This is a genomic window from Pedobacter sp. UBA4863 (assembly GCF_002399615.1).
Classification (GTDB): domain Bacteria; phylum Bacteroidota; class Bacteroidia; order Sphingobacteriales; family Sphingobacteriaceae; genus Pedobacter.
This window is the reverse complement of the sequence record NZ_DHDZ01000009.1, coordinates 6,106-18,144: the sequence shown is the minus strand read 5'-3', so window position 1 is coordinate 18,144 and position 12,039 is coordinate 6,106. Positions and strand designations below refer to the sequence as shown.

Genomic DNA, 12,039 nt, shown 5'->3' with positions numbered 1-12,039 from the left:
TGTGTCCCCCTTTGGAGGGGGTGGGGGGAGGATAGCTAATTTAAATCAATAATGCACTACGGGTAGCTTAATTTAAACGCTATAAGTTATTGTTTAGTGGAAAAAGCCACCAAAGATCGAGCATACTTTTTGAAAGAGCCTATTAATTTAATGGTCTTGAGCCTTGAATACCTACTGGGCATCTAATTGTGTGGCAAAGATTTGTTTATGCCAGCTGTCTTCCAATTTTACTTCCCATTTTTGTTGAAAATCTGCTAAGGTTGGCACCAGATTGTTAAAAACAGTGGTGTTTAAGTCGATCTTCTTTATGGTAATAAGTGTTTCAAAATCTTCTTTTGTGGCTACATGCACTTCATTACCTATTTTGTAGGCCATGTTAAAACGGTCGAAAAGATCTAAATTGTACTGACGCTCTATTTCCTTGATGGCTCTTACCGACGAATCGATAGAACAGCCCGTAGCATTGGCAACACCTTCATCTACGGTAAGCACAATAAAATAATTGTAGAAAATTTCGGCTTTGGCATTGAGATGATTGCCGTGGGCTGTCCATTGTACAACGAAATCATTTAAAATGCGCTGTATTTCTGTAGCTTCAGTGCCATTAAATTTTCGGTTACTTTGATAAATCCAAACTTTAGATTGTGGAGAAAAAGTCATATCCAAAAATACCAAATTATTTAACTTGCTCTTCTTAAAACTTTGCGCTCATGAAAAAGTTTACATTAACCTTAAAAAAGTCGGTTTTCTTTTTGTTTGCCGCTGCTTTTCTGTTGTTTTCTGGTTTTGCTGCTCCGCTAGACCATCGCGGATTTATTCATGATTTTTTAAATAAATACTACGATAAGGACGAACAGCTAAGTACTTTAAAACAGTACGAAATAAAGGTTACCAACACTGGTTTTTGTAGATACAGGAAGGTTTATGCCAATGGCAAAGAAGAGTTTTTTTCCTTTAGCCTTTCCCGTTTTAAATCGGTAGATTTTTTGGGTAACACCCTGCGTGGCGAACTGGTTTTGCACACCAAAAACGACGATGTTATTGTGCAAACCAGAAACGATAAAGCCGGAGCTATTGATAGTATGGCCACTTATATGGTGGTTCCTCTCAAAAATATTGATGCTGAGCAGTTAAATGAACTGCATTACCATTTAAAAGAAATCACGAATAAGGCGCTAGCCTCGGGCAAATGATTATTTGTTAATGTTAAGGTTTACCCTAATTGGGAGGTGGTCTGAAATATAACCTCCGTTTTTGGTTTTCTCGGCAAGTACTTCGTAGGTGTTCACAGTAACCTTATCGTTCACAAAAATGTAGTCAATTCTAGTATCTAGTGTACGTTCTAAATTAAAACCATTAAAAGTACCTTGTGGGCCTAGTGGCGAAGACAGGCTAGCTTCTCTACTGTCTTTTAGCAAAGTCTTAAGTGTTTTTATGGGGTTGGTAGTGGGTTTGGCATTCAAATCGCCAGTGAGTATTATAGGAGCGTTCCCTGCAATTTCTGCTATCTTTTTGAGCATCAGTTTCGCCGATTGATTGCGAGCAACCACGCCCTTATGATCAAAATGGGTATTGAAAATGTAAAACTCGTTTTTATTCTTTTTATCATAGAATTTTACCCATCTAGCAAACCTAAAACCAGCTGCATCCCAGCCTTTTCCTACCGTATCTGTACTTTCGTTTAAAAAGAAATGCCCTTCTGTAAGTAGCTTAAATTTTTTTTCGTTATAGTATATGCCATTGTAAAAACCAGTTTTACCCCTCGTTCTTTCGTTTAAAGTTCCTTTAAGTTTAGTTCCTTCTTCTAAGAATTTAGCTTGGCTCTCCAAATCTTCCTGAGCGCATAAAATATCTATTTTATATTTTTTTATTTGATCAACCATTTCTTCCCGCCTGTTAGTCCATAAATCATTCTTATCGTCTTTGTTCTCATACCTAATGTTGTAGGTTAATAAGTTGATGGCTTTTTGGGCATTAAGGTTGTAGGTGGCGGTTAAAAATAACACCAATATTAGGAACTGCTTTTTCATTGAATACGAGGTTTTTGGATTTTCTTTTTGTTTAAATATGTTTTGTTGTTGGTGTTTGTGGATAGGTAATGCAAGTTAATTAAATAATTGTTAACCAAAAACTATCGAGATCTATTTGTGAAGGGATATGAATGCATAAAAAAGCCTTTCTGGTAAGTGCAGAAAGGCTTTTAAAATATAATAAGACTGACTTATAGGCCATTGGCTCTTACGGTAATTTCTGCAATATCCAATACTTTAACTTCCTGTTCTTTGTCTTTCAGCTTTACACCATCGTTTAACATGGTCATACAGAACGGGCAACCAGCTGCAATAAAATGAGGTTCAATTAATAAAGCTTCTTCAACACGTTCGATGTTAATGTCTTTATCACCTTTTTCGGGTTCTTTAAACATTTGTGCACCACCAGCACCGCAACATAACCCATTGGCCTTACAACGTTTCATTTCTACTAGTTCGGCATCTAAAACCTCTAAAGCTTTTCTAGGTGCTTCGTAAACGCCATTGGCTCGGCCTAAATAACAAGGGTCGTGATAAGTTATTTTCTTTCCCTTAAAACTTTCTCCGCCTTCGGCTTTTAGCTTGCCTTGATTAATTAAATCTTGTATTAATTGCGAATGATGAATAACCTCGTATGTGCCCCCCAAACCCGGGTATTCGTTTTTTATGGTATTGAAGCAGTGCGGGCAGCCCGTTACAATTTTTTTAATATTGTAGGCATTTAACACTTCTATGTTGGTCATGGCCTGCATCTGGAACAAAAACTCGTTGCCTGCTCTTTTTGCGGGGTCGCCGGTACAACTTTCTTCGGTGCCTAAAACAGCATATTTTAGCCCAACGTGGTGTAAGATTTTACAAATATCACGAGTAATTTTTTGTGCCCGTTCGTCGTAACTACCGGCACAGCCTACCCAAAATAATATTTCTGGTTCTTCTCCAGCGGCCACTAGTTCGGCCATGGTTGGTACTTTAAATTCCATTTCTTTTAGTATTGCGTTTGGCGTAATGTGTATGGTGCTTCTCTCGTTGCCCTGCACAAAATGCTTTAGTTTTTGTTAGTTTAGTGTCTTTACTCTTTGCTCCTTATTCCTTATTCCTTATTCCTTGCTCCTTATTCCTTATTCCTTATTCCTTATTCCTTGCTCCTTATTCCTTGCTCCTTGTTCTTTACTCTTTGCTCCTTAACTTCCTTCGCTCCAGTTAAATCTATCTGCAGGCGAGTATTTCCAGGGTGCACCGTTGTTTTCTATGTTGCCCAACATGGCATTAATGCTGGCAGGTGCAACAGATTCTTCCATTACAGCATAGCGGCGCAGTTCTGTAATAATTTCTAAAGGATCTATGTTTACAGGACAAGCCTCCGTGCAAGCGTTGCAGCTTGTGCAGGCCCAAATTTCTTCTCTGCTAATATAATCGTCTAGCAATGATTTTCCATCTTGGTGGTCGGCACCGTGCTGGTCTATGTTTTTGCCTACTTCTTCCATGCGGTCGCGGGTATCCATCATAATTTTACGCGGAGAAAGTAGTTTTCCAGTAAGGTTAGCTGGGCAAACCGAAGTACACCTACCACACTCGGTACAAGTATAGGCATTTAGTAAATTCACCCAGGTGAGGTCGTTAATATCTTTAGCGCCAAATTTGCCAGACGTAGTTTGGGTAGGTGCAAACGAAGGATCTAGCATGGCCTTAACTTCGTTGGTTACGCTAGCCATATTGCTAAACTCGCCCTTTGGTTGTAGCTTAGAAAAATAGGTGTTAGGGAAGGCTAGCATAATGTGGAAATGCTTAGAGTAAGGCAAATAGTTTAAAAAACCAAAAATACCTATAATGTGGAACCACCAACAAAAACGTTCAATAAAAATTAAACTGCTTACCTGATTGGGCAATAGGCTTTGCAGCCAAGTGCTTACCGGAAAGGCACCAGCAGGTGTGTAATGTGCTACACTTAAAGCTTGCAATTTGGCGTCGGCGGCATTCATCATTAAAAAGGCCGACATTAATAAAATTTCAGTAATTAGGATGAGATTGGCATCAGATTTTGGCCAACTTTTCATTTCTACACCAGAAAAACGTTTAAGTTTAAGTATGTTTCTACGAATTAAGAAAACGGCACAGGCTAGCCAAACTCCTGCGGCAAGCAGTTCGAAACTACCGATAAGGAAATTATAAAAGCCTCCTAAGCCAACAAATACCCTATGGGTGCCAAAAACGCCATCTATAATAATTTCTAGCACTTCGAGATTGATAATAACAAAGCCTAAATAAACCACCAAATGCAATAAAAAAGGCACAGGGCGTACGGCCATTTTTGTTTGGCCAAAAGCCACTTTTAGCATGGTTATTAAACGTTCTTGGGGCTTGTCGCTACGGTTAGTAGCTTTGCCTAGCTTAATATTACGAATAACTTTGCGGACATTGTAGGTAAATAATGCAGTGCCAGTTATAGCTAAAATAATGAATAGGATTTGTGAGATCATGATATTTCTACCCTTATGGTATAACGAAGTTAAAATTTTTCATTTTAAAACATTTATTATGCTTGCATAATTTTCTAAATTTAGAATGTTTATGAATTGTTAAGTGTGTTTTTTTAAAATCTAATTGCTTGAAATTTAGCACGAAAGTTGTTTTTTTTTATGAAGGAAAGGTTTTTTGCTAAAAATAATTTTGTTCTTCAGAAATAATCTCTACATTCGCAATCCCAAATGGGAGGTGCCTTAGCTCAGTAGGTAGAGCAAAGGACTGAAAATCCTTGTGTCCCTGGTTCGATCCCTGGAGGCACCACTTCCACAGCCCCGAAATAACTTCGGGGTTTTTTGTTTTTAAAGATTTTTGTTGGCCTAACGCTATTCTTTGAGCCAACCCTTTGCCAGTGCTAAGCTCATTATTTCTGACGTTCTGTGTAAGCCTAATTTTTTAAGGATATTTCTTCTGTGCGTGCTCACCGTAGCTGTGCTAATAAACAAGCTTTCACTAATTTCAATACTAGATTTGCCTTTGGCCATCAATAATAAAATATCGTACTCTCGTTTAGTAAGCAGGTATTCTTTCATAAAATCGTCCATAAAATAGCTGGTTTCTGTTGCGTTGGTCTTAACAGAAAGTTCAGGAAAAATTAAGTTTCCTTTGTAAATGCTTTCTATGGCTGAAATGAGGGTCGAAATAGCACCATCTTTCAATAGGTATCCATTGGCGCCTTTTTGTTGTACTTCTTTAATAATATGGGCTTCGTTGTAATTAGATAAGATGAGAATTTTTACGTTTGGATAATTGGTCTTTACGTTTTCTATTACTTGTAAGCCATCCATTAGTGGCATGTTTAAGTCTAGTAATAGCATATCAGGTTGCTTTATGCAAAGGTCGCTCATTACCTTTTTACCATTGTTGGCCGTGCCTATCACCTTTAGGTGGGCATAGCTACTTAATGCAGAAACAAGGCCATCAATTAACAATTGATGATCGTCGGCAATGTATAAGTTAATTTTGTTCATTCGATAGGGTGTTTTTTGGGTTAGGCAACTCTATATTTATTAAAGTTCCTTTGCCGGGTGCCTCTATTTCTATGGTTCCCTGCAAATAGGCTATTTTAGACAAAATACTATTCATGCCAGATCCTAAAGGGTTGTTCATGCGTTCGGGCGTTAAGCCTTTTCCATTATCCTCGGCCATAATTGCGATCATATCTTCGTGCTCAATTAACTGGATAATACCATTACTAGCTTCGGCATGCTTAATCATGTTTTGTAACAGTTCTTGAATAATTCTGTAAATGCTATTTAGGTAATTTGGTGGGTAGTCCTCCATTTTTTCGAAACCAAGGCAAATAAATTCTATGTATAGCTTTTCTGCTTGATTAATTGTTTGTACAAGGCTTTCCAATGCTTTAACAAAACCAAGTTTGTCTATAGTTACGGGACTAATTTGATGGCTCATGGAGCGTACCGTAGTGGCAACTTGAGCAAGCATTTCGTCGGCCTGTTGTAAATTGTGTTGTAGGTGGTTTTTAGGAGAGGCTATGCCTTTATTTAAGGTGTGGAGATGTAAGCCAATAACCGATAACATCGAGCCAATTTCATCGTGTAGCCTGTCTGCAAATAGCTTGCGTTCTTTTTCTTGCACAGTTACAATGGTGTTGGTCAGCGTTTTTTGCTGTTCATTTTTCTCAAATAATAAACTTTCTCGTTCTTTGCGGTAACGATTAAATTTCTGCGCTAAACCGTAAATAAGTATGGCAGCTTCTATGGCCAAACCTCCCAATAAGGCGTATTGGGCAACATAATAGTTTAAAATGATGGTGCCATAGATATATAACTGCTCTGCCAAACCGCTTAATGCCAAAACTAATATGGCTGCCAAATAAAATTTAGCTTCTTTTACGCCTTGTATTATCTTTTCTATTACACTGCCCAGAATAACAATTACCTGTAAGGTGGCTATAACGATGATATAGATTTGGACGTTTTTAAAGGTGATTAATGATTTTTCGTAGTCGATAGGCCAGAGTACCACTACTAACGCTACCATACAGAGTGCTTGCAGAAACTTTGCAGGATAATAAAAAAAGCTGTTATTAGTTTGGCCTATAAAAAGCTGCAAAAACTGGATGCTGAAAATGATATTGAGCAATAGGGTGGTAGGCCTGGCCCTACTAGGTAAAAAGCTACTGTTGGGCCACAAGTATTCGAAGCCCAAACCCTTGTTTGCCCAGATCCAAAGTAAGAGAGAGGCAATATAGAGACTATAGTATAAATAAAGTTTTTTGTGGGTGCTTAACCATAAAACCGCACTAAAAAAAATGAGTGCAATAATGGTTCCAGAGAGTAAGCCATTAATTAAGTTGCCGTTCATAGCGGTTGCAGCAAGTTCCTGATAGCTAACAATGCGCATGGGCAGTTGTAGGCTTTCCTTTCGTTTGTCAACTTTAAGGAGGTATATGCCGTCGGTCTTTCTTAATGGAAATACATAGCTTGTATATTCTGGGAATGGACGCTGTTTAAAAGGTAAAAAATCGCCAGTTTTGTATAGTAGTTGAGTGCCCTCGTCATTCGCCCAATAGTATTCTAATAGATTGATGTGTGGGTTGTCTATAGCTAAAAGCCATTCTTGGTTTAAGGGCCAGTTTTTGGGGCTAATGCCTAGCCAAAAAATAGATTCTGTATAACCTGGGTTAAAAGTGGCTTCGCTAAGTTTTTTAAACTGCTGTTGGTGGTATATGCTTTTAACTTCTTTTGCAGTAAGTGTAGCGCTGGTGTCTTCAAATAAACTTACCACTATTTTAGCTTGCGCTTTTATGCTTTCTGTAAAAGAAAGGATATAAATTATTGAAAATAAAATATATTTCCATTTCATAGACAACAACGCTGGTTAATGCTAAAATATAAATATTTGTTAATTTTTAATCACTGCTATAGGTTAATTGGCTGTATTCGTTGCTGGAGTTTGTGTATTGTTTTGATAAACAAGTGGATAGTTTTAACCAGTTTGTTTAAATATTGTTGTGGATGTTGGTTCAAAAAATAAAGGGCAGTAGTTTTACCGCCCCTTTTACTGCCATTAAATTTAAGATGCCTACAAAATCTGTGGCGCATGTTAAACAACTGTTAATGTTCTTCTTCGGTTAATTTTCTTACCGAGATAATTTTAAATTCCTTAATGCCATCGGGCATTTCCCAATTAATTAAATCGCCGGTTTGATAACCCAACAGCGCAATGCTTATTGGTGCAAAAATGGATACCTTTTGTTGTTTTATATTAGCATCTTTTGGTAAAACCAATTTAAAGATAAATTGTTGAGCATTGTCTGTACGCTCAATTTTTGCCTCGCTATAAAGAGATACTACATCTTCGGGCAGTAGTTCGTCCTCAAAAATTTGGGCATTTTTAATTTCAGCTTTTAAGCGAGATTTGTTGTAGTCGCTCATTACGGCTTTCTCTAAGTGCTCGCTTAAAAATTTGTAATCGCTTTTAGATAATAAAATTGATTTTGCTTCCATTTTAAAATAAAATTAGTTGAAAAAATTGCCTTTGTTTAAAAGGCATTAAATAATTAAAATCGGAGAAGGTTATCCCCCGAAATCATTTGGATAAAATGTTGAATTCGGGGTTTATTTAATGAAATCCTTGCTTTTGTTAAGTGCTATAGGATTTAAAACGATGTTAAAAATAGACATCGGGCAGTTTATAAAAGGCATACTATTCTTGGCAACCCTAAAAGGGAAGTAGCTAAGTATTAGATTTATTGCCTTCGTAATCATTAAACAAATATGCTATTGTTATTGACGAAAAGCAAATAAGATTTTTTTTTGTTGCAAAATTAGGATATTCACAGAAAGAGAGCTGCCAAATGACAGCTCTCTAGTTAGTACTAAATTGAGGTATATTGTCTTAGTGGAATAAAAGCTTTTAATTAAAAAAACCAAACTTTTACCAGTGCTTAGCCTGTCTTTATGTACTACGATTTAGCTTGCTACAAGTCGAACCGATCGAGGTTCATTACTTTGTTCCATGCCGCAATAAAATCATTGACGAATTTTTCTTTTGCATCTGCACTGGCATAAACCTCGGCAATTGCTCTCAATTCTGCGTTAGCGCCAAAAACTAAATCGGCACGGGTGGCTGTCCATTTTTTTGCCCCAGTTTTACGGTCGTAGCCTTCGTACAATTCCTTATCTGGGCCAATGGCTTTCCATGCGGTGGCCATATCTAGCAGGTTGATAAAGAAATCATTGGTTAATTGTGTTGGGCGCTTGGTTAAAACACCATGTGCAGCGCCATCATAATTTGCATTTAGGGCACGCATACCGGCCACTAAAACGGTTAGCTCTGGTGCAGACAGACCCAGCAACTGCGCTTTATCTATCAATAACTCTTCGGTGCGTACTGCTGTGTGCCCTTTTTTATAGTTACGGAAACCATCGGCAACAGGTTCTAAATGAGCGAAAGATTCTACATCTGTTTGTTCTTGCGAAGCATCTGTACGGCCGGGAGTAAAAGGTACTTTAACATTTTGTCCGGCATCTTTTGCGGCCTTTTCTATAGCTGCTGCACCTGCAAGTACAATTAAATCGGCAATAGAAACCTTTTTGCCATCGGTTTGTGCTGTGTTAAAGTTGCTTTGTAGGTTGGTAAGTACATCTAATACTTTGCCGAGCTGGGCGGGGTTGTTTGCTTGCCAGTAACGCTGAGGAGCCAAGCGGATGCGGGCACCATTGGCACCACCACGTTTGTCGCCACTGCGAAATGTTGATGCCGAAGCCCAAGCCGTACCTACCAATTCACTTATGTTTAAGCCCAAATTTAAGACTTGCTCTTTTAATTGTGCTATTTCCTTTTCGGTAATTAGCGGATGGTTTACCGCCGGAATAGGGTCTTGCCAAATAAGCACTTCTTTAGGAGCTTCTGGGCCTAAATAACGTGATGCCGGTCCCATATCGCGGTGGGTTAATTTGAACCATGCACGGGCAAAAGCATCGTTAAAAGCTTCAGGGTTTTCAAGGAAGCGTCTGGAAATTTTTTCATAAACGGGGTCAAAACGCAACGAAAGATCGGTGGTTAGCATGCTTGGTTTATGCTTTTTAGTTGCATCAAAGGCATCCGGAATAATCTCTTCGGCATTTTTTGCTACCCATTGGTGTGCGCCAGCCGGGCTTTTGGTTAATTCCCACTCGTATGCAAAAAGGTTTTCGAAGAAATTATTGCTCCATTGTGTAGGGGTGGTGGTCCAAGTTACTTCTAGTCCGCTGGTAATGGTGTCGGCACCTTTGCCACTTCCGAAACTATTGTTCCAACCTAAGCCCTGTTGTGCTAAGTCTGCAGCTTCGGGTTCTTTGCCTACGTGTGTAGAAGGGGCGGCGCCATGTGTTTTGCCTAAGGTATGGCCGCCTGCAATTAATGCAACGGTTTCTTCATCGTCCATTGCCATGCGACCAAAAGTATCTCTAATGTCTTTAGCCGCGGCAATAGGGTCAGGGTTGCCATTTGGGCCTTCTGGGTTTACATAAATTAAGCCCATGTGCGCTGCTGCAAGTGGGTTTTCTAAGTCCCTAGAATGTTTTACGCCATCTGCATCTTCGTCAGAAACTAGAACGCCTTCGGCCGCTAAACCTTCTTGACCTTGCGAATAACGTTCATCGTTACCTAACCAAGTGGTTTCCGAGCCCCAATAAACATCTTCTGATGCTTCCCATACATCTTCACGCCCACCGGCAAAGCCAAAGGTTTTAAAGCCCATCGATTCTAGGGCTACGTTTCCTGCTAAGATTAATAAATCTGCCCAAGATATTTTATTGCCGTATTTTTGTTTGATAGGCCATAACAACCGACGGGCTTTGTCTAAGCTTACATTATCGGGCCAGCTATTTAACGGAGCAAAACGTTGCTGTCCTTGCCCTGCGCCGCCACGGCCGTCGCCAACGCGGTAAGTACCGGCGCTGTGCCATGCCATGCGGATAAATAAGCCGCCATAATGGCCAAAATCTGCAGGCCACCAATCTTGCGAATCGGTCATTAAGTGCTTTAAGTCTTTTTTTAAGCCTTCGTAATCTAGGCTGTTGAAAGCTGCCGCATAATCAAAATCATTGCCCATAGGGTTAGATGAGGAAGAGTGCTGGCGTAGGATGTTTAATTTAAGTTGTTGTGGCCACCAATCGCGGTTTCTGGTGCCGCTGCCGCCAACATTACTTTTCATAGCGCTATTATGAAATGGGCATTTGCTGATGTCTGAACCATTGTTTTCCATACTTAATCATTTTTTGGTTAATGAGGTATATTGGCACTTTTACATCACCATCATAACGGATGGATGAAAAGCTGTTTCGTTTATTTGCGATGCCTGTTATACCTTATGATGATTAAAGGTAAGAAAGGAAAATGAACCTGTCAAAGTGCTTTTATCTATGGGTAGATAGGTAAAAGCTATTTCACTTTAAAAGATTGCTTGCCATTAAGCAAATCCCAGAAAAGTATAAAATCGCTGGCCAAGCTGTAGCCAGGATATTGAAAAGTAGCAGGTTTGTTTTTTTCGAAAAAGAAGTGGCCTACCCATGCAAAGCCATAGCCCAAAAAAGGCACAGCCAACATAAAGCGAAAATCGTGAAACAAGATGCCGCCAATAAGGGATACAATAGCCAATAAGGTGCCAATAAAATGTAATATACGGCTGGTGGTATTTTGGTGCTCGCTAAGGTAAAATGGGTAAAACTCTTTTAATGATCTGTATTTTTTGTTGTTCATACCTTGCCAATTCTTAGTAATACCTCGCTAAAATAGGTATAATTTCTGTAGTGGTCAATCTATTTGCTTTAACTGGTTTGGAATGTACTGGAGGTGTATCTGATAATTTAGTGATGATGATTTGTTTAATTTAAATGTGCTTTATAACAATTGGTGCTGCGTTAAGAAATCTCTCAATTTTTCTGGGTGAACATTCATTAATAAGGTATTTAATCCTGCTTTTTTAGCACCTTCCAGGTGTTGTGGGCTGTCGTCAATAAATAATGTTTCGGCTGGGTTTAGGTTATTTTCTTTCAACACCATTTTAAAAATTGCGGGATTGGGTTTGCGCATGTTGGTGTCTTGAGAAAAGTACGCTCTTTCGAAGAAACCATCATAGTTGTTAAGCCCAAAGTCTTTTTGCAGGTATGCGATAATCCAATCGTAGTGTATTTTGTTGTTGTTACTTAACAAGAAGGTACGATACTTTTGTTTCACTTCTAGTAAAACATCGTGGTTGTTTCCCGATACCCCAATTAACAAACTGTTCCAGGCATCGTCTATTTGTTGGTCGGTAAGCGCTAATTTTGCTGCCGCTTTTCTAATTCCATCCCTAAATTGGGCAGGAGAGAGGCTGCCTGTTTCAAAATCGTCAAACAGCTGGTTGTGGCCTTTATGGGCAAAAAAATCGTTTACGTTGGGGATACCTATTTGAGCCAGTGCATGTTGTGTCCTCAAGAAATCAATGGCGAAGATCACATTGCCATAATCGAAAATAATATTTTTAATTTTTTCCATT

Annotated in this window: 11 protein-coding genes and 1 tRNA gene; 2 read left to right on the top strand and 10 right to left on the bottom strand. The window is 38.9% G+C overall.

The window, feature by feature from the left end; translation table 11 throughout:
• Window positions 1-171: 171 nt before the first annotated feature.
• Complete coding sequence (locus B3I52_RS01395; protein ID WP_293297758.1) at window positions 172-660, bottom strand: ABC transporter ATPase; 489 nt, start codon at window positions 658-660, stop codon at window positions 172-174.
• A gap of 50 nt (window positions 661-710) precedes the next feature.
• On the opposite strand from B3I52_RS01395, the gene B3I52_RS01390 reads away from it, so the two are divergent.
• Entirely contained in the window at window positions 711-1,193 is a 483-nt protein-coding gene (locus B3I52_RS01390; protein WP_293297756.1) for a hypothetical protein, read from the top strand.
• Here B3I52_RS01390 and B3I52_RS01385 read toward each other — a convergent pair whose 3' ends face one another.
• The 3 genes from B3I52_RS01385 to B3I52_RS01375 all read right to left on the bottom strand — a co-directional run bounded on the left by B3I52_RS01385 (window position 1,194) and on the right by B3I52_RS01375 (window position 4,507).
• Window positions 1,194-2,030 (bottom strand): endonuclease/exonuclease/phosphatase family protein, encoded by an 837-nt coding sequence (locus B3I52_RS01385; protein WP_293297754.1) that lies wholly within the window; start codon window positions 2,028-2,030, stop codon window positions 1,194-1,196.
• A 191-nt stretch (window positions 2,031-2,221) separates the two neighbouring features.
• Entirely contained in the window at window positions 2,222-3,010 is a 789-nt protein-coding gene (locus B3I52_RS01380; RefSeq protein WP_293297751.1) for a (Fe-S)-binding protein, read from the bottom strand.
• 201 nt (window positions 3,011-3,211) lie between these two features.
• Entirely contained in the window at window positions 3,212-4,507 is a 1,296-nt protein-coding gene (locus B3I52_RS01375; RefSeq protein ID WP_293297748.1) for a 4Fe-4S dicluster domain-containing protein, read from the bottom strand.
• A 234-nt stretch (window positions 4,508-4,741) separates the two neighbouring features.
• Here B3I52_RS01375 and B3I52_RS01370 point away from each other — a divergent pair.
• A tRNA-Phe gene (locus B3I52_RS01370) sits at window positions 4,742-4,814 on the top strand.
• 62 nt (window positions 4,815-4,876) lie between these two features.
• Here B3I52_RS01370 and B3I52_RS01365 read toward each other — a convergent pair.
• The 6 genes from B3I52_RS01365 to B3I52_RS01340 all read right to left on the bottom strand — a co-directional run bounded on the left by B3I52_RS01365 (window position 4,877) and on the right by B3I52_RS01340 (window position 12,038).
• Complete coding sequence (locus tag B3I52_RS01365; protein WP_293297745.1) at window positions 4,877-5,521, bottom strand: response regulator; 645 nt, start codon at window positions 5,519-5,521, stop codon at window positions 4,877-4,879.
• Window positions 5,508-7,379 carry a sensor histidine kinase gene (locus tag B3I52_RS01360; protein WP_293297743.1) on the bottom strand — a complete coding sequence of 624 codons (1,872 nt, stop codon included), beginning with the start codon at window positions 7,377-7,379 and terminating at the stop codon, window positions 5,508-5,510. Before B3I52_RS01360 ends, B3I52_RS01365 begins: the two co-directional genes overlap by 14 nt.
• A 251-nt stretch (window positions 7,380-7,630) precedes the next feature.
• Complete coding sequence (locus B3I52_RS01355; protein WP_293297741.1) at window positions 7,631-8,023, bottom strand: GreA/GreB family elongation factor; 393 nt, start codon at window positions 8,021-8,023, stop codon at window positions 7,631-7,633.
• Window positions 8,024-8,496: 473 nt separating this feature from the next.
• Window positions 8,497-10,767, bottom strand: a complete 2,271-nt coding sequence (gene katG, locus B3I52_RS01350; protein ID WP_293297739.1) for a catalase/peroxidase HPI — start codon at window positions 10,765-10,767, stop codon at window positions 8,497-8,499.
• Window positions 10,768-10,943: 176 nt separating this feature from the next.
• Window positions 10,944-11,261 carry a DUF962 domain-containing protein gene (locus B3I52_RS01345; protein WP_293297736.1) on the bottom strand — a complete coding sequence of 106 codons (318 nt, stop codon included), beginning with the start codon at window positions 11,259-11,261 and terminating at the stop codon, window positions 10,944-10,946.
• A gap of 141 nt (window positions 11,262-11,402) precedes the next feature.
• Window positions 11,403-12,038 carry an HAD family hydrolase gene (locus tag B3I52_RS01340; protein WP_293297734.1) on the bottom strand — a complete coding sequence of 212 codons (636 nt, stop codon included), beginning with the start codon at window positions 12,036-12,038 and terminating at the stop codon, window positions 11,403-11,405.
• Window position 12,039 lies beyond the last annotated feature (1 nt).